This is a genomic window from Lachnospira sp. CLA-JM-H23, assembly GCF_040096425.1.
Taxonomy (GTDB): Bacteria; Bacillota; Clostridia; order Lachnospirales; family Lachnospiraceae; genus Lachnospira; species Lachnospira rogosae.
Window position 1 is genome coordinate 16,496 of record NZ_JBBMET010000010.1, and the last position, 21,143, is coordinate 37,638.

The window sequence follows — 21,143 nt, forward strand, 5'->3', positions numbered from 1 at the left end:
ATTATAATGGAGAATAATCTGTATGGAAGTTAATTTAAGAGCGGTTGTACTCGATATTTTGGAAGAAATAGAGAGTAACAATGAATTTTCACATATAATAATCAACAATGCACTTTTAAAGTACCAGTATCTTGATAAGAGTAAAAGATCATTTATCAATAAGCTGTCTTTAGGCATTATAGAGAGCCAGATAGAATTAGATTATATTATTAACAAGTATTCAAAGACACCAGTTAAGAAGATGAAGCCTGTTATAAGAAGAATTGTAAGAATGGGTGTATATCAGATAATATATATGGATAATGTGCCTGATAGTGCAGCTTGTAATGAGGCTGTCAAGCTTGCTGTAAAGAGGGGATTTGCGGGGCTTAAGGGTTTTGTTAATGGTGTGTTAAGAAATATATCACGCAATAAAGACAATATTGAATATCCAGATTATAATAAAAGTCCATATGAATATCTGTCTGTTAAGTATTCTATGCCAATGTGGATAATTGAGCTGTGGTCAGGGCAGATGTCAATAGATACTGTTAAATCCGTGCTTGAGGGTATGAAGTGTGAGAAGAAGACATATATAAGATGTAATACATCAAAGGCTTCCAGGGAACAGATTAAAGAACTTCTTCAGCGTGAGAATGTGACAGTAAAAGAAGTAGAGAATATACCATATGCGTATGAGATATCCGATTATGATTATATCGCAGGGCTTAAAAGCTTTCAGGATGGTATGTATCAGATTCAGGATATCAGCTCAATGCTTGCAGGTGAATACACAGCACCAAAAGCGGGAGATACAATAGTTGACGTATGCGGTGCACCGGGCGGAAAGTCAATTAATGCCGCACTTAAGATGTCAGAACAGGGGGATTGCGGCAGGGTAATCGCCAGAGATTTGTCAGATTACAAGGTTGCACTTATTGATGAGAATATTAAGAGGCTTAATATCACTAATATACAGACACAGGTATATGATGCACTTGATTGTGATGAAAGTCTGATTAATAAAGCTGATATTGTTATAGCTGACCTTCCTTGTTCAGGTCTTGGGATAATAGGAAGAAAGCCGGATATAAAATATAATGCTTCGCCTGAAAAATTGCAGTCACTTGTAGATCTTCAAAGAGATATTTTAAAGGTTGTATCACGCTATGTTAAGAGTGGTGGAGTGTTAATGTATAGCACTTGTACAATTAACAGGGCAGAAAATGAGGATAATGCCGACTGGATATGTAAAGAATTAGGCTTTACGAAAGACGGAGAGTATCATCAGCTGCTTCCTGCCAATAATTCAGGAATGGACGGTTTCTTTGTCGCTCGTCTTATTAAGAATTAAACAGGGGAATGTAAATATATTTAAGAAATAACAGATAAATGGAATGGAGTATGGCTATGCCGCATAAGACTGATATAAAATCATTGAATTACAATGAACTTGTACAATATGTCGAGAGTATTAATGAAAAGAAATTCAGAGCTGCCCAGTTATATTCGTGGATGCACGAGAAACTGGCAGAAAGTTATGATGAGATGACCAATATTTCCGATAAGCTTAAGGATACTTTAAAGGAAGATACCTTGTATACAAGTCTTAAGATTGTAAAAATGCAGGAGTCAAGGATAGACGGCACTAGAAAGTACCTTTTTGAGCTTTATGACGGCAATCTTATAGAAAGTGTATTTATGAAGTATCATCACGGCAATTCGGTATGTATTTCATCACAGGTCGGCTGCAAAATGGGCTGTCGTTTCTGCGCATCAACTCTTAATGGATGTGTAAGAAATCTTTCACCATCAGAAATGCTTGACCAGATATACAGAATAAGCAGGGATACTAATGAGAGAGTAAGCAATGTTGTTATAATGGGTTCTGGTGAGCCTATGGATAATTACGATAATGTTATTAAATTCATAGAACTGCTTAACAGTGAAAGAGGACTTAATATAAGCCAGAGAAATATAACAGTATCAACCTGTGGAATTGTGCCTAAGATAAAAGAACTGGCAGATCTTAAGTTACAGATAACACTTGCAATATCGCTTCACGCACCTAATGATGAGTTAAGAAAGACTATGATGCCTATTGCTAATAAATACAGCATAGCAGAGATTATGGATGCGTGCAGGTATTATCTTGATAAGACAGGACGAAGAATATCATTTGAATATAGTCTGGTTAAGGGCGTTAATGATACTAAAGAATGTGCCAATGAGCTTATAGAGCTTGTAAAAGGGCTTAACTGTCATATTAATCTGATACCGGTTAATCCGATTAAGGAAAGAGATTATGAGCAGTCAGAGAAGAATTCTATAAAGAATTTTAGGGATATGCTTGAAAGAAAAGGAATTAATGCGACTGTCAGACGTGAGATGGGGCGCGATATAGACGGTGCCTGTGGACAGTTGAGACAGAATCATATAGATGAGAATTCTGCCATATAGAGCCAGCTGCATAAAAAGTGGCTGAAATATGTCGCATTTTTATAGCTGGTATGATAATATATATTGATATGGGATACTATTCATTAATAGTAAAACTGATACATTAAAGAATGGATGGAGAATGAAATGAACGCATTTGCAACAACAGATGTAGGAATTGAAAGAAATGTCAATCAGGACTATGTCTATGCAAAGCTTGATGATATAGGGTGTCTGCCTAATCTGTTTATTGTGGCAGACGGTATGGGAGGACATAAAGCTGGTGACACAGCGTCAAGATATACAGTTGAAACGCTTGTTGAATTATTAAAAGAGTCAGAAGGCAAAGATCCTTTAGCAACAATAGATAATAACATTAAGCTTGTCAACACACTGCTTCTTAGAAAGGCAGGCGAGTCGGAAGAATATAATGGAATGGGAACTACATTAGTGGTAGCCAGCATATTTGACAATACTTTAAGAGTAGCCAATGTGGGTGACAGCAGATTGTATGTAATCGGAGAAGATATAATCCAGATTACAAGAGACCATTCGTGGGTGGAAGAAATGGTACAGCGGGGCGAAATTGACAGAAAAGCTGCAAGAACCCATGAGAAAAAGAATGTTATCACAAGGGCAATAGGTGGCTATGACACCGTCGAAGCCGAGATGTTTTCAGTTGATCTTAAAAAGGAAGATATGATACTTATGTGTTCTGATGGATTGACTAATATGTTAGAAGACCAGGAGATATTTCATATAATAAAGAGCAGCCACGATATCAGGGAAGCCGCAGAAAGGCTTGTAAGCAGGGCCAATGATAATGGTGGCAGAGATAACATATCAGTGATTTTAATTGAACCATAGGCAGAGAGGTAATTTAATGATGTTAAGAGAAGGAATGTTTTTAGCTGACAGATATGAGATAATTGAACAGATTGGTACAGGCGGAATGGCAGATGTATACAAAGCCAAATGCCACAAGCTTAACAGATATGTTGCAATTAAAGTTATGAAGTCAGAATTTAGCCAGGATAAGACATTTGTAAGCAAATTCTGGGCTGAGGCCCAGTCAGCTGCCGGACTTACTAATCCTAATGTTGTAAATGTGTATGATGTCGGTGTTGAGAATGGCATATATTACATAGTTATGGAACTTGTTGAGGGAGTTACCCTTAAGAAGTATATTGAAAAGAGAGGCAAACTTCCATATAAAGAGGCTGTAAGCATTGCTATACAGGTAGCTAATGGTATGGATGCAGCTCATAAACATAATATTGTCCATAGGGATATTAAGCCACAGAATATAATTATATCTAAAGAGGGCAAGGTTAAGGTTACTGATTTCGGTATTGCCAAGGTAGCTTCAACAGCAACAATTAATACATCAGCTTCTATGGGGTCTGTACATTATATATCACCAGAACAGGCAAGAGGCGGCTATTCGGATGAGAGAAGTGATATATATTCACTTGGTATTACATTATTTGAAATGCTCACTGGAACAGTTCCATTTGACGGAGATACAGCAGTATCAGTAGCTGTACAGCATATTCAGGATACAATACCAGCACCATCTCAGCTTGTTGAGGGAATACCAGTAAGTGTTGATAAGATAGTTCTTAAATGTACACAGAAGAAGACAGACAGGCGTTATCAGTCTGCCTATGACCTTATAGTAGATTTAAAGAAGTCACTTGTTATGCCGGAGGACGATTTTGTAAAGCTTGCTCCTATGTACGATACATCAGTTAATGATAACTATGCACAGACTGATTCAGATGATGAGGATATAGATGAGCAGGAAGAAGATGACGGCTTATTAGGTGAGGATACATTTGCAGATATTGATGATAATATAGATGAGGAAGAAGATGATAACGATATTGATGATGAGAGTAATGATAAGTTAGAGCTTATTATGAAATGTATCGGTATAGGAATTGCAGTTATAATTCTTATTATCACAATATTTGTTGTTGTAAAGCTTATAGGAAGTGGCAAGAGTTCATCTAACAATAACAGTCAGGCTTCTAATCAGGTTACAACTGCTGTGTCTGGCAATTCAAAGGCATCAGATATGGTTACAGTACCATATGTAGTTGGAATGACTAAGGACGATGCAATAAGTGCACTTAATAAAGTTGGTCTTGGCTATAAAGCCGTGACACAGAGTTCAGATACAGTTGCAGAGAACAGTGTAATAAACCAGGGCAATGTAGGTGGTTCTAAGGTTGAGAAGAACTCACAGATTGTTCTTACAATAAGCAGTGGCAGGGAAACTAAGAACGTCACAGTTCCTAATGTAAAGGGTAAGACAGAAGAAGAAGCAAAAGAGCTTATTGAAAATGTTAATCTTGTCGTCTCTGTTGATTATGTATACAGCAGTACAGTAGAAGCCGGAAAGGTTGTTAAATACAGCCCATCTGGAACAGTAACAGAAGGTACAACAGTTACAATAGAAGTAAGCCGTGGAAAGCAGGTAACTAAAGCCACAGTTCCTAATGTAATAGGAATGACAGAAAGCCTTGCCAATCAGTCTATCGAGGCAGCCGGGCTTAAGGTATCAGTAAAATATGAGACTTCATCTAAGGCATCATATGGTACTGTTACTTCACAGACACCTTACTCTGGTGGTGACACTGTAGAGTCTGGAACAACGATAACTATATATGTAAGCCACTATACAAGCTCAACAACTTCTACTACAGCATCAGGTTCAGGCAGCAGTAATAGTAACAGCAATAACAACAGTAACGGCAATAATAGTGGTTCTAACACATCGGGCAATAGCAGTGGAAGCAATACATCAAGTGGCAATGGCAGTTCTAATACAGGAACGGGCAATACAAGCAATTAGAGTATAGGAAGTCTTATGCAGGGAAAGATAATAAAGGGAATTGCAGGATTTTATTATGTCCATATAGAATCCTGTGGTATATATGAATGTAAGGCAAAAGGAATATTCAGGAATAAAAAGATAAAGCCGCTTGTCGGGGATAATGTTATTATAGATATAATAGATAACGATAAGATGACAGGTAATATCATACAGATACTTCCAAGAAAGAATGAGCTTATAAGACCAGCTTCTGCGAATATAGATCAGGCTATGGTAATATTTGCTGTAAAATCACCAGAACCTAATTATAATCTTTTGGACAGATTTATAATGATGATGGATTATCAGAATGTGCCTACAGTTGTAGTGTTTAACAAAATAGATCTGGCAGAAGATGACACATTAGAAGAGCTTTCTGACATATATGAAAAATGTGGCTGTAAAGTCATATTTATAAGTACTTATGATAATAAAGGAATAGACATAGTTCTTAAGACGCTTGAGAAAAAGACGACAATATTAGCTGGACCCTCGGGTGTTGGCAAGTCGTCACTTACCAATCTTATACTTCCGCAGGAAGTGAGTGCAACTGGTGATGTGAGCAGGATTGGAAGAGGAAGGCATACAACAAGACATTCGGAGATATTTAATGTGAGCGATGCTACATATATATGCGACACGCCGGGCTTTACATCTCTTAATATTCCAGAACTTGAAAAGGAACAGATAAGATTTTATTTTGAGGAATTCAGTGAATATGAAGGGCAGTGCAGATTTAATGGCTGTGTTCATATTAATGAGCCTGACTGCAGGGTTAAGGAAGCGGTTGAGGCAGGATTAATAAGCAGAAGACGTTATACAAGTTATGTAGAGATATATGACGAGGTAAAGAACAAGAAGAAATATTAATTATAGATTAGCGATAATTGATTATCTATATGCCAGGGCTGGCTGTATAGGTTAAATAATATTAATTACACAGAAATGAGGAATATAATGACTATATTATCACCTTCAATATTATCAGCAGATTTTAAAAATCTTGAGAAAGATATTAAAGCAATTGATGAAGCAGGAGCAGAGTATATACATATTGATGTCATGGACGGCAGGTTTGTTCCAAGCATTTCCTATGGTATGCCTGTTATCAAATCAATAAGAAGCTGTACAAGCAGAGTATTTGATGTTCATCTTATGATCGAAGAACCAATCCGTTATATAGAAGAATTTGTAAAATGTGGTGCGGATATAATAACTGTCCACGTTGAGGCGTGCGAAGATGTTGTTGCCACAATTGAAAAGATACGGGAATGTGGTGTCAAAGCAGCTATTACACTTAATCCAGAGACACCAGTAAAGGCTATTGAGCCTTATCTTTCATTGGTGGATATGGTGCTTGTTATGAGCGTTCATCCTGGCTTTGGCGGACAGAAGTTCATACCGGAGTCATTAGAAAAGGTTAAGCAGATTAAAGCAAAGCTTATAGAAAAAGGTCTTTATAACGTAGATATTGAGATAGATGGTGGAATTAATATAGAAAATCTCGTATCAGTGCTTGAAGCTGGAGCTAATGTAATAGTTGCAGGTTCGGCTGTGTTTAAGAATGATGCAGGAGCTAATGTTAAGAGATTTAAGGAGATAATGAGCACATATTAAAATTATGTCCTGTAGATAAAAAGATGGTGACACGTTAATTCGTGCCACCATCTTTTATATAATTCTTTGTCAGAAGTTCAGAAGTTGGAACAAATCCTATATTATCTGACTTGTAGAACTTATATTATTATAAATATATAATTATTAATGTACTAATATTATTATACGTTGAAACGGAATAATATTACATCGCCGTCTTTAACAACATAGTCTTTACCTTCCATACGTACAAGACCTTTTTCCTTGGCTTTAGTATAAGAGCCACAGTCAAGTAAATCCTTATAGTTGACAACTTCTGCTTTGATAAAGCCTCTCTCGAAATCGCTGTGGATTTTACCTGCAGCACCAGGAGCTTTAGTTCCGTTAGTTATTGTCCAGGCTCTTGTCTCTGTCTCACCAGCAGTTAAGTAACTTATAAGACCTAATATTCTGTAGCTTGCAGCGATAAGCTTATCAAGACCAGAAGAACTAATTCCAAGGTCCTCTAAGAACATTTTCTTTTCATCATCATCAAGTTCTGAGATTTCCTGTTCAATCTGTGCACATATAACGAATACTTCGCAGTTATCCTTTTTAGAATATTCACGTACACTCTGTACATATTCATTGTTAGCACCATCATCGGCAAGGTCATCTTCTGATACATTAGCAGCGAATATAACAGGTTTGCTTGTAAGAAGATTGTATTCTCTCATAAATGATTCTTCGTCTTCATCTTCACATTCAAAGTTCTTGGCAAGATTACCAGCCTCAAGGAACTTAAGAAGTCTTTCGATAAGGTCACATTCTTTAGCAATGTCCTTATTATTGTAGGAAGCACGCTTCTGCTTAGCAAGACGTCTTTCAAGAACTTCCATATCAGAAAAGATTAATTCAAGGTTGATTGTCTCAATATCTCTTACAGGGTTGACAGAACCATCAACGTGAACAATATTAGAGTCCTCAAAACATCTGACAACGTGAACGATTGCATCAACTTCTCTTATATTAGCAAGGAACTGGTTACCAAGACCTTCACCTTTAGAAGCACCCTTAACAAGACCAGCTATATCAACGAATTCGATAACGGCAGGTGTAATCTTTGCTGAATTATAAAGTGCTGCAAGCTTATCAAGTCTTTCATCTGGTACGGCAACAATTCCTACATTAGGATCTATTGTACAGAATGGATAATTGGCTGATTCTGCTCCAGCCTTAGTTAAAGAATTAAAAAGTGTACTCTTTCCAACATTAGGAAGACCAACTATTCCAAGTTTCATATATTCTCCTCATTTCCAACATAAATGTGTATCATATGCAGATTTATGTTTAGTAAATATACGCAGTAACGCAACCTGTATTTTAACATATCTTTTCCTAAAGCTCAACTAATTACATACAATCAGATGGTGTGAGTGTTAAAATTACTATTTTTATGTGTATATACATATGATTGTATATTTTACGGGCATAATATAGTGCAAAAGTTTAAAAAAATTTTATAAATTAGTGGAAAACACTTGTATTTTGCACAAAATCAGTATAGAATTGTTCTCAAAGTGGAGAAAAGTGGTAGCAAGTGGTTACAAGTGGGGGAAAGGAGGAACGATTGCTATGTTTATGGGCGAATATGGACATACAATAGATGCCAAAGGCAGAATAATCGTTCCTGCGAAGTTCCGCGAAAGCCTTGGGGATAATTTTATTATCACTAAGGGACTTGATAACTGTTTATTTGTATACACTAATGAAGAGTGGCAGAGATTCGAGGAGAAGCTTAAGACACTGCCTCTTACTAATAAGAATGCCAGAACATTTACAAGATTCTTTCTTGCAGGAGCAGCAGATGTCGAATTAGACAAGCAGGGAAGAATTCTTATACCATCTGTATTAAGAGAGTTTGCTTCGTTACAGAAGGATGTAGTATTTGTAGGTGTTGGAAGCAGGATAGAGATATGGAGTAAAGAAAGCTGGAATGACAGTATAAGCAATTATGATGACAATATGGACGAGGTCGCAGAGAATATGGACAGTCTGGGATTCACCATATAATTAATTGCTGATATAGCAGGCGGAAAGGAGATTAGTATGGAGTTTAAGCATAAGTCAGTTCTTTTATATGAGACGGTAGATGAATTGAATATTAAACCCGATGGCATATATGTTGACGGAACTCTTGGCGGCGGCGGACATTCATACGAAATCGCTAAAAGACTTTCCGAGGGTGGAAGATTGATAGGAATAGATCAGGACGAAGATGCCATAAAGGCAGCAAGTAAGAGATTAGAACCATATATGGACAGGGTTACAATCGTAAGAAATAATTACTGTAATATGGACAAAGTCCTTGATGAGTTAGGAATAGATAAAGTTGATGGAATTATGCTGGATCTGGGTGTTTCATCATATCAGTTAGATGCGGCTGACAGAGGGTTTACATATAATGTGGACACAGCACTTGATATGAGAATGGATCAAAGACAGGAGATTACAGCTAAAGATATTGTTAATGAATACAGCGAATTTGATCTTTACAGAATAATAAGAGATTATGGTGAGGACAGGTTTGCTAAGAATATAGCTAAGCATATAGTGGCTGCAAGACAGGAAAAGCCAATTGAGACAACATTTGAGCTTAACGATATTATAAAGGCAGCTATACCTATGAAGGTAAGGGCGACAGGTGGACATCCATCTAAGAGAACTTATCAGGCTATAAGAATTGAACTTAATAAAGAATTGGAAGTGCTAGAGAATTCTATAGATATGATGATTGACAGGCTTAAGCCAGAAGGAAGACTTTGTATAATAACATTTCATTCGTTAGAAGACAGAATAGTAAAGACAAGGTTTAGGAATAACGAGAATCCTTGTACCTGTCCACCAAGCTTTCCTGCGTGTGTGTGTGGTAAAGTACCGAAGGGCAGGGTGATTACAAGAAAGCCTGTAGTTCCAACAGATGAAGAGATTAATGAAAATAGCAGATCAAAGAGTTCTAAGTTAAGAGTATTTGAAAGGGTATAATGGGAGGTAGTGTAAAGTGGAAAAGAGAAGTAGAGCAGAGTACAGAAGAAATTCAAGAAATGTAAGCAAAGTGCCGTATGAATATGGTAGTGCGGTAAGACAATTAAATATCGCTGAACCACTTAAAACCCCAGATGAATCCCAGCAGACACAGAAGGAAATCAACAGAGAAATAAGAAGGCAGAGACAGAAGCAGATAAGACGCAATAATAAGATCAATCTTATGTATACAGTTGCAGTTGCAAGTGTTGCTGCAGTTGTCTTCTTTATATGTTATCAGTACCTTAATGTTCAGGCAGCAGCTAAGACTAATTCAGATGTGATAGCTGAGTTAAAGAGCGAGCTTAGCACATTAAAGGAGAATAATGACGTATTAGAGTCAGATATTAATGCAAGCATAGATTATGATGCTATATATGATACAGCAGTTAATGAATTAGGAATGGTGTATCCAGAAAAGAAGCAGGTTATTACATACGATTCTAAAGAGAGCGAATATGTAAAGCAGTATAAAGATGTTCCTGAAAGCAATTAATATTCAGGTAAAATAATATAATAAGAGGTACTTATGGTAAGCGATGAACAGTTAAAAAAGAATAAGTACAGAAGAAAAAAAGTTATGCTTAAACGTGTTCACACCAAAGGAATGGTTGCACTTGTAATGGTAGTAGTAATTCTTATGGCATTAGGTGGACAGGTATTCAGAATTAATTATACACACGGAGAGACATATGCCAAGGCAGTGTTAGACCACCAGACATATACATCAACAGAACTACCTTATAAGAGAGGTCAGATATTAACTGGTGATGGAACTGTGCTTGCATACAGTGAGAGAGTATATAATCTTATATTAGATGTCAAGCTTATGCTTTCAGACGGAGAATATAAAGAACCTACATTATCAGCTCTTTGTAAATATTTTAATTTAAACAGAAGTGAGCTTGAGCAAAAGGTGAGTGAGAATTCACAGAGCAGGTATCAGAAGCTTTTATCAAACCTTACTACAGATCAGATAGCTGATTTTAAAAATCTTATGGCAGACTCAACTGAGGGAAAGAATATTAAAGGTGTATGGTTTGAGGACAGTTATATAAGAAAATATCCTCTTGGAACATTTGCAAGTGATGTTGTTGGATTTGCAAGTGCCACTAATGGTGGTGAGCTTGGAATTGAAAGCCAATATGATGAGGAATTAACTGGTACTAATGGAACAACATACAGCTATGTAGATGAAGGTCTTGAGGTTACAGAGACACAGAAAAATGCTGTTGATGGCAATAATATAGTTACAACACTTGATTATAATGTACAGTCGATTATTGAGAAATGCATATTAGAATATAATGAAGAAAAGCCTTCAAAGAATACAGCAGTAGTAGTGGCAGACCCATCTAATGGTGAGATACTTGGAATGGCTAGTTATCCAACCTTTAATCTTAATGATCCAAGAAAATTAACTGGTATGTATACAGATGAGGAGATTAAAGATATGTCTGATGAAGAATACAGAAATAACCTGTATTCTTTATGGACTAATTATTGTGTATCAGAAAGTTATGAGCCAGGTTCAACATTTAAACCAGTAACGGTAGCCTCAGCTTTGGAGGAAGGTGTTGTAAAGGATGGGGATACATATGTATGCAAGGGCTTTGAAACTGTAGCTGATTATAAATTAAAGTGTCATGTGTTCAGTACAATAGGTTCACATGGTTCACTTACAGTTGAGCAGGCACTTATGAATTCCTGCAACCCGTATATGATTCATCTTGCACTTGAGATGGGTAACAGCAGATTTGCATATTACCAGTCATTGTTTGGATTTGGAAAGATAACCGGAATAGATCTTCCAGGTGAGACAACAGGTATCGTATATGGTGACCGTATGACAACTATTGATGCGGCTTGTAATTCATTTGGACAGACTATTAATGTTAATATGATGCAGATGATGGCGGCATATTGTTCGATTATTAATGGTGGTATGCTTTACCAGCCACATATTGTAAAGAGAATTGAATCAGCCAATGGTGAAGTTGTAAAGGAATATAAGGCTAATCTTGTAAGACAGACAATTACAGCTTCAACATCAAAGCTTTTAAGAAGATATCTTAAGAATACAGTAGAAGAAGGAACAGCCAAGAAAGCAGGCGTTACAGGATATTCAGTTGCTGGTAAGACAGGAACAGCCCAGAAGGGTGATAGAAAGGATAACAAGTGGATTATATCATTTATAGGACACGCACCAGCAGAAAATCCTAAGTTTGCAATATATGTAGTTATTGATGAGCCATATGGAACTACAGGAACATCAGGAAGTTCAGCAGATGTGCTTACACTTACACACAATATACTTGAAAAGCTTCTTCCATATATGAATGTATACAAGGATGCCTCAGACGAATATGAGGATACAAGTTCAAGTCCTGATGAATTAACAGTTGATGGGATACCAGCAGGCACAGCTTCATCTAATTAAGCTGTTAAGTAATAATAAGTATAAGAATAACCCTGAATAAACTTTCATAATAATAAGTAAGTTTATTCGGGGTTATTGTATTAGTGACAGAAAGAATTAAGCTTAATGAAGATGAGAGATATGGTTATTTTGTAAGAACAAGACATAGAAAGAAGCTTCTGGTGGTTATAGTAAGCCTTGTGCTTATAATGTCACTGCTCACAGTAAGAGTTGGATATATAATGACCGTCAGGGCTGAATATTACAGCGTGCGTGCAACAGAGCTTCACGAGAGAGAGAGAGCCATAAAGGCTATGCGCGGAAGAATTCTTGATACTAATGGAGTTGTCCTTGCTGACAATACGACTGTGTGTACAATATCCGTTATTCACAGCCAGATAGATAAGCCGGAAGAAGTTATTAAAATGCTTTGTGACAATCTTGATATGGACGAAGCAGCTGTAAGAAAAAAGGTTGAAAAGGTATCGTCAATTGAAACTATAAAGACCAATGTTGATAAAGATACAGGAGATATAATAAGGAAAGCTGGCTTAAACGGAGTTAAGGTAGATGAGGATTATAAAAGATATTATCCTTATGATACGCTTGCTTCCAAGGTGCTTGGCTTTACAGGAAGTGATAATCAGGGAATAGTCGGACTTGAGGCTAAGTATGATGTATATCTTGCTGGCAATAATGGCAGGATACTTACACTTACCGATGCATGGGGTACAGAGATAAAAAATGCAAAAGAGGGAAGGTTAGAGTCGCAGAGAGGTCAGGATTTATATATAAGCATAGATATGAATATACAGTCATATGCCCAGCAGTTAGCATATACAACGCTTGCAAAGAAAAATGCTAAGCGGGTGTCAATAATAGTTATGAATCCTAATAATGGAGAGTTGTATGCAATGGTCAACGTGCCTGAATATAATCTTAATGAGCCGTATGTACTTAATTACGAGGTGGAAGATGACGGCAGTTCAGGCAATAAAATGGATCTTCTTAATAATATGTGGAGAAATTTCTGCATTAATGATACTTATGAGCCAGGTTCAGTGTTTAAAATGGTAACTGCAACAGCAGCACTTGAAACCAAAGTTGTAAGTTTAAGTGACTCCTATACCTGTTCAGGTTCAACGCTTGTTGGTGACAGGCGCATAAGGTGTCATAAGACAACGGGCCATGGAACACAGGATTTTACACATACAGTTATGAATTCCTGCAACCCTGCATTTATTGAATGGGGAAGAAGGGTAGGTGTTGATAATTTCTATAATTACTGCGGCAAGCTTGGACTTTTGTCTAAGACTGGAATAGATATTGCTGGTGAGGCTTCAACGATTATCCACAATAAAGAAAACGTTGGTGAAGTAGAGCTTGCAACAATGTCATTCGGACAGTCATTTCAGATAACACCTATCCAGATGCTTCGTGCGGCGGCAGCAATTGTCAATGGTGGTAACCTTGTTACACCTCATTTTGCAGTTAAGACAAGTGATGGTTCGGGGCAGACTTATAATGAGTTCTATTATTCTACAACTGAGAGCACAATTGACAAATCAACAAGTGATACTATGAGGGACATATTAAGGCAGGTAGTTGAGGAAGGCGGTGGAAAGAATGCATATATAGAGGGCTTTTCAATAGGTGGAAAGACAGCAACATCACAGAAGCTTCCGAGAGGCTCTGGAAAGTATATCGCTTCATTTATAGGATTTTCAAGTGTGGAAAATCCACAGGTTATTGCTATGTGTCTTATTGATGAGCCAGAAGGGGTATATTATGGCGGTACAATTGCAGCACCGGTCATAAGAGAGTTATATGAAAATATACTTCCGTACCTTAATAACAAGTAAGAAAATGCGTTAATAAAGCGTTAAAACAGTGTTTATCCGCTTTACAGATGGATAGGTGTAGAGTAAAATAAAGACAGTTGTTTAAAAAACGTATTATATGCGTGGTAATGGAGGAACATTATGGAATTAAATAATAAAAAGGTAATGGTAGTTGGTACTGGAATAAGTGGAATCGGTGCTATAGACCTTCTTAACAAAGCTGGTGCAGACTGTATTATATATGACGGTAACGAAAAGCTTTCAAGGGAAGATATATCAAAGAAACTTAAAGGCAATAAAGCAGAGATTATTATTGGAAAGCTGCCAGAGGATATAACTAATCAGGTCGACCTTCTTGTAATAAGTCCGGGCGTTCCGGTTGACAGTCCTATTGTTGAACAGTTTAAGAAAGCAGAAGTTCCAGTATGGGGCGAGATAGAACTTGCATATAATTATGATAAAGGCAGAATAATTGCCATAACAGGTACTAATGGCAAGACAACAACTACAGCTTTGGTAGGACAGATAGTGAAAGCCTATAATGAGAAGACATTTGTTGTTGGAAATATAGGTAATTCATATACGGGAGAAGTGCTTAATACAAGTAATGACTCTTATACAGTAGCAGAGATAAGCAGCTTCCAGTTAGAAACAATACACAAGTTCCATCCGGTTGTAAGTGCGATACTTAACATTACACCAGACCACCTTAACAGACATCATACAATGGAATGTTATTCCAAGACTAAAGAAAACATTTCTATGAACCAGACAAAGGATGATGTGTGTGTCCTTAATATGGAGGACGAAGAATTATACAGATTTGGAAGTGAGTGTCCAGCTAAGGTTGTATGGTTCTCAAGCAAGAGAAAGCCTGAGATTGGTGCATATGTTCAGGGAGATGATATAAGATATACAGATGGCACCACAGATGAGCTTATGCTTAATGTACACGATATGAACCTTCTTGGAACACATAACTATGAAAATGTATGTGCTGCTATAGCAATGACTAAGGCAGCAGGCATACCTGATGACATAATTGTACAGCAGGTAAAGAAGTTCAAGGCTGTAGAACACAGAATAGAATATGTAGCTACCAAGAATGATGTATGGTATTACAACGATTCCAAGGGAACTAATCCGGAAGCTTCTGTAAAAGCAATTGAGGCTATGGTAAGACCAACTATATTAATAGGTGGTGGTTATGATAAAGGCTCTGAATTTGATATGTATGTAAAAGCCTTCAAGGGCAAGGTAAAGAAGCTTGTTCTTATAGGCCAGACTGCTAATAAAATAGCCCAGACCTGTGATAAATACGGATTTAAGGACTATGTATTTGCTAATGATTTAAAAGAGGTAGTAGATATATGTGCAGCCAGCGCAGACAAAGGTGATGCAGTATTATTATCACCAGCGTGTGCAAGCTGGGGAATGTTTGATAATTATGAACAGAGAGGTGACATGTTCAAGCAATATGTCAATGAGCTTTAATTATGGCAAAGAAAAGAAGAAAAAGAAAGAATGGATTCTATTTTGATTACAGTCTTTTGTTTGTGCTTATATTCATTGTAGGTTTCGGACTTACAATGATATACAGTACAAGTTCTTACACAGCGCAGATTAATTATGGCAATCCGGAATACTATTTTAAAAGACAGCTTATATTTGACCTGTTAGGTTTTGCGTGTATGTTTTTTATAGCAAGATTTGTAGATTACCATATTTTAAAAAAGGCCGCTCCGTGGATATTTGTTATATCACTTTTAATGGTGTTAGCAGTTATTCCATTTGGACGTGAAAGCCACGGTGCTAAAAGATGGATATATATTGGTCCGATAAGCTTTCAGCCAGCAGAGCTTGTTAAGATAAGTGTTATTATTATGGCGGCGGCTAAGATGTGTGCGTCAGGAACAAAGATTAAAAAACTGTCACAGATAGCGAAAATATTTTTGGGCTGTGCAGTAATTCCGGCGGCTATGCTTTTTGGAATTACATCTAACTTAAGTAGTGCAATCATAGTATGTGGAATTGTGTTTGTTATGACATTTGTTGTATATCCTAATTACTGGGTTCACGGCGGAATTATCGGAATTATAATGGCAGGCTATATAGCAGGCAGGCAGTGGCTTAAGCAGGCTGTTGAAAATGGAGTCCAGTTTAAGAAGTTCCGTTTTACAAGACTTTTAGTATGGGTAGACCCTGAAAAGTACATAGACGGAAAAGGCTATCAGACTATGCAGGGGCTTTATGCCATAGGTTCTGGCGGACTTTTTGGTAAGGGTCTTGGAAAGAGTATGCAGAAGTTGGGCTTCATACCAGAGTCACAGAATGATATGATATTTTCAATAATATGTGAGGAGTTAGGACTGTTTGGTGCGGCGTGCGTTATTATGCTTTTTATAATAATGCTCTGGAGAATTATATATATATCACAGAACTCACCAGATTTGTTCGGTTCACTTCTTGCAGTTGGAATATTCGCCCATATAGCAATTCAGGTAATAGTTAATATTGCCGTTGTAACCAATGTATTTCCTAATACAGGCGTAACACTTCCATTTATAAGCTATGGAGGCACGGCGAGTCTGTTCCTGCTGGCAGAGTTAGGAATTGTGTTTAATATAAGTAGTCAGATTAGGTTAGAGAGATAGTTATGGCAAAGGCGAGAAAGAAAAAAAGGCTGTTCATAATATCTATTATTGTGGCAGCCCTGATAGCTGCGTGTGCGGCTGTCTATTTTGGATTTAGAACTGATAAGATAACATATGTGGGTAATTCCCATTATTCTAATGAAGAAATGACAAGCAGAATATTTGGAAATGACACACCAAACACTGTATTGTATACACTGTTTGGCAATAAGAAAAAGACAATACCTTTCATTCAGAAATATGATGTTGAAATACAGTGGCCAAGAGGTATGTACATAACAGTCTATGAAAAGGCCGTTATTGGTTATATACGTTATATGGGCTGTAATATGTATTTTGACAAAGATGGTATTGTTGTTGAAAGTTCAACAGAAACTTTTGAAAAAGTTCCTGAGATAATAGGTCTTAAGTTTAATTCAATAGTGCTTGATTCCAAGCTTGAAGTCGGAGATGATGAAGTGTTCAGGCACATACTTGATCTGACACAGAGCTTTGATAAGTATAATCTTGATGTTTCAAAAGTATATTTTGACTCATCGGACAATGTAATATTGTATATAGACGAGGTTAAGGTATACCTTGGAAAGAGTGATGATTATACGGACAAGCTTTTTGAGTTAAAACAGATGGAAACCAAATTTGCAGGGCTTAAAGGTTCTTTGTATATGCAGGATTATACAAAAGACAGTTCATCTATAATATTCAAAAAAGATGAATATAATTAAAACACACTAAAATGATGTGTAAATATTCAGAATTGTACGCTTTAAAGTTCAATTTTTAGTGAAATAAAATGAAAAAATCAGTTGATATTTATTGCGAAAAATTATATCATTATAGATAAATGTATAAGGATTGATTAAAGGAGGCAACAACCTTGGTAGAAATAATTAACGAATCAGATTCATCAGCAAGAATTATAGTCATCGGCGTAGGTGGAGCAGGTAATAATGCTGTTAATAGAATGATAGATGAGAATATAAGCGGGGTAGAATTTATTGGTATTAATACAGATAGCCAGGCATTACAGTTCTGTAAAGCTCCAACAGCTATTCAGATAGGTGAGAAGCTTACTAAGGGACTTGGTGCAGGAGCCCAGCCTGAGATTGGTGAGAAGGCAGCAGAAGAGAATGTTGAAGAATTAACAGAAGCTATCAAAGGTGCGGATATGGTATTCGTTACTTGCGGAATGGGCGGCGGAACTGGTACAGGTGCAGCTCCGGTTGTTGCTAAGATTTCTAAACAGATGGGTATCCTTACAGTTGGTGTTGTTACTAAGCCTTTCAGATTTGAGGCAAGAACAAGAATGACTAATGCAGAATCGGGTATTGAGAAGCTTAAGGAGAACGTGGATACACTTATTGTAATTCCTAATGACAAGCTTCTTCAGATAGTAGACAGAAGAACAACTATGCCAGATGCCTTAAAGAAGGCTGATGAGGTATTACAGCAGGCAGTACAGGGTATTACAGACCTTATTAATGTACCAGGTCTTATCAACCTTGACTTTGCAGATGTTAAGACAGTTATGTCAGACAAGGGTATCGCACATATCGGTATCGGTAATGCTACAGGTGATGATAAGGCTATTGAAGCTGTTAAGCAGGCTGTTACAAGCCCACTTCTTGAGACAACAATCGAGGGTGCTACACACGTTATTATCAACGTATCTGGTGATATGAGCCTTGTTGAAGCAGATGAGGCTGCAAGCTATGTTCAGGAACTTGCAGGTGATAATGCCAATATCATCTTTGGTGCTATATATGATGAGACAGCTACAGACAGCGTAACAATAACTGTAATTGCTACAGGTATTGAAGATGTGAATGTCAATACTGCAATGGCAAAGTTCTCACCTAAGGCACAGGCAACACAGGGAGTTGGACAGACTGTTAAACCAGCAGTAAAGCCAGCATATACATATCAGGCTCCACAGACACCAGTTCAGCCAGCAGGCGGTATGACAGGTACACAGTCTCAGACACCACTTCCAGGACTTAAGCAGCCAGCCCCTGTTACAAGCAATGTGAAGTCTAATGGTATTACAATACCTACTTTCCTTCAGAAGAACAGAAAGTAATTAATATAATCATTTAATCTGACAGATAGATTGTCGGTTCATATACTTATTGGGCTTATACTATTGTTAATGAAATATTGATATTAAGGAACGCTTCGGCGTTCCTTTTTTATGTAATAGGAAATTTCAATAGAATTCCCTATTACATAAAAGGCACTATATGCCGATGATGCACACTCGCACGAAGATGTATTTTGTCGCAAGCGACCGTGCTCGGTGCGAGAATGTGTTTCACACATTCTTTTTTATTTCATAGCGAATTATATTAGAAAATTAATGTGACTCTGTGCTTTTGACAAATTTTGCATATTAAGTTATGTATACTTATTTTCGTTGCAGGAAAGCATTTTCTGTAAACTATTATGCAGGGTATACCTGATTGTGCAATGGAGGTGAGAGTGAATTGTAATATACATTGATGTATTATTTGGAATTAATTATTGTATGGATTTGATTGTTATGGTTATGGTAAACAAAATAATGCATTATCATACATCGCTGCCCCGTCTGCTGCTTTCTTCCACTTTGGGGGCAATATGGTCAGTCATTGCAATATGTATTCCGGATGAATATAGGCTTTTCGTTAATTGGTGCACATATTTAATCATCACTGGATTAATGCTTATGATAATTAATAGTCCATTAAATATTATCAAGGGAAGTTCAGGAAAGATTAATTGGTTTGCTATAAGGAGTTATATAAAGGACTTGTTAAAAGGCGTAGCGGTAATGATTGGCATAGCAGTATTTCTTGGCGGTGCGATACATTTACTCGTGTACTATACATATGTTGGCTTTGTAATAAAGAATATAATGATAAACAACAGGCAGTTGGTTATATATGCAGTCGTGGCGTATCTTATGCTCATCATACTGGTACGAAGCAAAGAGAAGCTCAATAGAAAAATGCAGATATATGTAGTAACAGTGGTTATTGGGGACGAACGTATTACATTAAAGGGAATGATAGACACTGGAAACCAGCTTAGTGATTATTATTGTAATAAACCAGTAAATGTTATGGATAAGAAATGTTTTGACAAGGTTCTTTCTAAGATAAATGATTACAGCAGAATAAGATATCATCTTATTCCATACAGGAGTGTAGGTATGGACACAGGAATGATAGAGGTAATTACAGCGGATTACATATACATATCCAATGATGTTAAGACGAAAGCTTATAAAAATGTGCTTATAGGATTGTCAGAGGTATGCGTATCACAGGCAGGGGAATATCAGGCACTTATTAATGGACATATGATGCAATAATGAGCACAAAGATGCTCATCATATGCACCCCAAAAAGCGTCACGGGACATATGATGCAATAATAAACAGGGTATGTCGGCGGTGCTTTCGTATTCCTGTAAAGACAAAAGAAAGCACCGTAGAAAAGAGGAGTAAGATAGTGATTAAAGTGGCAGTTGCAGATCGTTTTCAGCTTAAGGTGGTACCTTCTATTAAGAATTTTTATATGATGGGGACAAGAGAAGTTCATTATATAGGAGGTACAGAGGTGCTGCCAGCACCGCTTGATATTGAGGAGGAGAAAAATGTGCTGGCAATGTTAAAGACTGATAATGACGATTATGCTAAGAAAATGCTTATAGAACATAACTTAAGACTTGTTGTATACATAGCCAAGAAATTTGATAATACAGGTGTTGGAGTAGAGGACCTTATATCAATTGGCACAATAGGTCTTATAAAGGCAATTAATTCATATGACAGGGATAAGAATATAAAGCTTGCAACTTATGCTTCAAGATGTATAGAGAATGAAATTCTTATGTATCTTAGAAGAAATAGCAAGGTAAAAGCAGAGGTGTCAATTGATGAACCACTCAATGTTGACTGGGATGGCAATGAACTTTTGTTATCTGATATTCTTGGAACTGAAGATGATGTGTGTTATAAAGACCTTGAAAATGAGGTTGAGATGAAAGCATTAAAGAGGGCGATTGGCAATTTGTCTGAGAGGGAGAGAATTATAGTCGATTTAAGATATGGTCTTAGTGATAAAGATGGAGAGGAAAAGACACAAAAAGAGGTCGCTGATATGCTTGGAATATCGCAGTCATATATATCAAGACTTGAAAAGAAGATTATAAAGAGATTAAAAAGAGAAATGGTGAGAAGCTGTTAAACATTTTACTTGACAATCCGCTTGTATTCTAAGAAAATAGAA

The 21,143-nt window shown here is 36.9% G+C and carries 18 protein-coding genes; 17 read left to right on the forward strand and 1 reads right to left on the reverse strand.

From position 1 onward, the window contains the following. Positions 1-16 precede the first annotated feature (16 nt). The 6 genes from rsmB to rpe all read left to right on the forward strand — a co-directional run bounded on the left by rsmB (position 17) and on the right by rpe (position 6,916). Positions 17-1,333 (forward strand): 16S rRNA (cytosine(967)-C(5))-methyltransferase RsmB, encoded by a 1,317-nt coding sequence (gene rsmB / locus WMO42_RS12255; protein WP_090139880.1) that lies wholly within the window; start codon positions 17-19, stop codon positions 1,331-1,333. A 56-nt stretch (positions 1,334-1,389) separates the two neighbouring features. Then, positions 1,390-2,439 carry a 23S rRNA (adenine(2503)-C(2))-methyltransferase RlmN gene (rlmN, locus tag WMO42_RS12260; RefSeq protein ID WP_349192399.1) on the forward strand — a complete coding sequence of 350 codons (1,050 nt, stop codon included), beginning with the start codon at positions 1,390-1,392 and terminating at the stop codon, positions 2,437-2,439. A gap of 126 nt (positions 2,440-2,565) precedes the next feature. Further along, positions 2,566-3,285, forward strand: coding sequence for a Stp1/IreP family PP2C-type Ser/Thr phosphatase (locus WMO42_RS12265; protein WP_055307057.1), 720 nt, complete (start codon positions 2,566-2,568; stop codon positions 3,283-3,285). Between the two features lie 16 nt (positions 3,286-3,301). Next, entirely contained in the window at positions 3,302-5,278 is a 1,977-nt protein-coding gene (gene pknB, locus WMO42_RS12270) for a Stk1 family PASTA domain-containing Ser/Thr kinase (RefSeq protein ID WP_349192401.1), read from the forward strand. 15 nt (positions 5,279-5,293) lie between these two features. Then, positions 5,294-6,169 (forward strand): ribosome small subunit-dependent GTPase A, encoded by an 876-nt coding sequence (gene rsgA, locus WMO42_RS12275; protein WP_022501399.1) that lies wholly within the window; start codon positions 5,294-5,296, stop codon positions 6,167-6,169. A gap of 84 nt (positions 6,170-6,253) precedes the next feature. Further along, on the forward strand, positions 6,254-6,916 hold the full coding sequence (rpe, locus tag WMO42_RS12280; RefSeq protein WP_349192464.1) for a ribulose-phosphate 3-epimerase: 663 nt from the start codon (positions 6,254-6,256) through the stop codon (positions 6,914-6,916). A gap of 161 nt (positions 6,917-7,077) precedes the next feature. On the opposite strand, the gene ychF is transcribed toward rpe, so the two are convergent. Continuing rightward, positions 7,078-8,175 carry a redox-regulated ATPase YchF gene (gene ychF / locus WMO42_RS12285; RefSeq protein ID WP_022501397.1) on the reverse strand — a complete coding sequence of 366 codons (1,098 nt, stop codon included), beginning with the start codon at positions 8,173-8,175 and terminating at the stop codon, positions 7,078-7,080. 334 nt (positions 8,176-8,509) lie between these two features. Between ychF and mraZ the strand changes: the two genes are divergently transcribed. The 11 genes from mraZ (at position 8,510) to sigE (ending at position 21,101) form a co-directional block, all read left to right on the forward strand. Next, on the forward strand, positions 8,510-8,947 hold the full coding sequence (gene mraZ / locus WMO42_RS12290) for a division/cell wall cluster transcriptional repressor MraZ (protein WP_022501396.1): 438 nt from the start codon (positions 8,510-8,512) through the stop codon (positions 8,945-8,947). A gap of 36 nt (positions 8,948-8,983) precedes the next feature. Then, positions 8,984-9,919 (forward strand): 16S rRNA (cytosine(1402)-N(4))-methyltransferase RsmH, encoded by a 936-nt coding sequence (gene rsmH / locus WMO42_RS12295; protein ID WP_349153071.1) that lies wholly within the window; start codon positions 8,984-8,986, stop codon positions 9,917-9,919. A gap of 16 nt (positions 9,920-9,935) precedes the next feature. Beyond that, positions 9,936-10,454, forward strand: a complete 519-nt coding sequence (locus WMO42_RS12300; protein ID WP_349192404.1) for a septum formation initiator family protein — start codon at positions 9,936-9,938, stop codon at positions 10,452-10,454. 33 nt (positions 10,455-10,487) lie between these two features. Continuing rightward, the gene (locus tag WMO42_RS12305; RefSeq protein WP_055174354.1) at positions 10,488-12,398 is read left to right on the forward strand and encodes a penicillin-binding protein 2; all 1,911 of its coding nucleotides are present in this window, start codon (positions 10,488-10,490) and stop codon (positions 12,396-12,398) included. Between the two features lie 83 nt (positions 12,399-12,481). After that, a complete protein-coding gene (locus tag WMO42_RS12310) occupies positions 12,482-14,239 on the forward strand; it encodes a penicillin-binding transpeptidase domain-containing protein (protein WP_349192405.1) in 1,758 nt (585 codons plus the stop codon). Between the two features lie 120 nt (positions 14,240-14,359). After that, a complete protein-coding gene (gene murD / locus WMO42_RS12315; RefSeq protein ID WP_022501391.1) occupies positions 14,360-15,712 on the forward strand; it encodes a UDP-N-acetylmuramoyl-L-alanine--D-glutamate ligase in 1,353 nt (450 codons plus the stop codon). Positions 15,713-15,714: 2 nt separating this feature from the next. Further along, a complete protein-coding gene (locus tag WMO42_RS12320) occupies positions 15,715-16,872 on the forward strand; it encodes an FtsW/RodA/SpoVE family cell cycle protein (RefSeq protein WP_055174356.1) in 1,158 nt (385 codons plus the stop codon). A gap of 2 nt (positions 16,873-16,874) precedes the next feature. Then, positions 16,875-17,597, forward strand: a complete 723-nt coding sequence (locus tag WMO42_RS12325; protein WP_055307054.1) for a cell division protein FtsQ/DivIB — start codon at positions 16,875-16,877, stop codon at positions 17,595-17,597. A gap of 152 nt (positions 17,598-17,749) precedes the next feature. Then, positions 17,750-18,952, forward strand: coding sequence for a cell division protein FtsZ (gene ftsZ / locus WMO42_RS12330; RefSeq protein WP_055307053.1), 1,203 nt, complete (start codon positions 17,750-17,752; stop codon positions 18,950-18,952). A 414-nt stretch (positions 18,953-19,366) separates the two neighbouring features. Beyond that, the gene (locus WMO42_RS12335) at positions 19,367-20,224 is read left to right on the forward strand and encodes a sigma-E processing peptidase SpoIIGA (RefSeq protein ID WP_278320117.1); all 858 of its coding nucleotides are present in this window, start codon (positions 19,367-19,369) and stop codon (positions 20,222-20,224) included. A 136-nt stretch (positions 20,225-20,360) separates the two neighbouring features. Continuing rightward, entirely contained in the window at positions 20,361-21,101 is a 741-nt protein-coding gene (gene sigE, locus WMO42_RS12340; RefSeq protein WP_055175005.1) for an RNA polymerase sporulation sigma factor SigE, read from the forward strand. Positions 21,102-21,143: the final 42 nt, after the last annotated feature.

What these genes read in the sequence shown, in the direction of transcription:
- pknB (WP_349192401.1), top strand. Translation starts at nt 3,302, where the DNA reads ATGATGTTAAGAGAAGGAATGTTTTTAGCTGACAGATATGAGATAATT.
- murD (WP_022501391.1), top strand. Translation starts at nt 14,360, where the DNA reads ATGGAATTAAATAATAAAAAGGTAATGGTAGTTGGTACTGGAATAAGT.
- WMO42_RS12265 (WP_055307057.1), top strand. Translation starts at nt 2,566, where the DNA reads ATGAACGCATTTGCAACAACAGATGTAGGAATTGAAAGAAATGTCAAT.
- rlmN (WP_349192399.1), top strand. Translation starts at nt 1,390, where the DNA reads ATGCCGCATAAGACTGATATAAAATCATTGAATTACAATGAACTTGTA.
- WMO42_RS12325 (WP_055307054.1), top strand. Translation starts at nt 16,875, where the DNA reads ATGGCAAAGGCGAGAAAGAAAAAAAGGCTGTTCATAATATCTATTATT.
- WMO42_RS12305 (WP_055174354.1), top strand. Translation starts at nt 10,488, where the DNA reads ATGGTAAGCGATGAACAGTTAAAAAAGAATAAGTACAGAAGAAAAAAA.
- rsgA (WP_022501399.1), top strand. Translation starts at nt 5,294, where the DNA reads ATGCAGGGAAAGATAATAAAGGGAATTGCAGGATTTTATTATGTCCAT.
- rsmH (WP_349153071.1), top strand. Translation starts at nt 8,984, where the DNA reads ATGGAGTTTAAGCATAAGTCAGTTCTTTTATATGAGACGGTAGATGAA.
- ychF (WP_022501397.1), bottom strand. Translation starts at nt 8,175, where the DNA reads ATGAAACTTGGAATAGTTGGTCTTCCTAATGTTGGAAAGAGTACACTT.
- WMO42_RS12320 (WP_055174356.1), top strand. Translation starts at nt 15,715, where the DNA reads ATGGCAAAGAAAAGAAGAAAAAGAAAGAATGGATTCTATTTTGATTAC.
- mraZ (WP_022501396.1), top strand. Translation starts at nt 8,510, where the DNA reads ATGTTTATGGGCGAATATGGACATACAATAGATGCCAAAGGCAGAATA.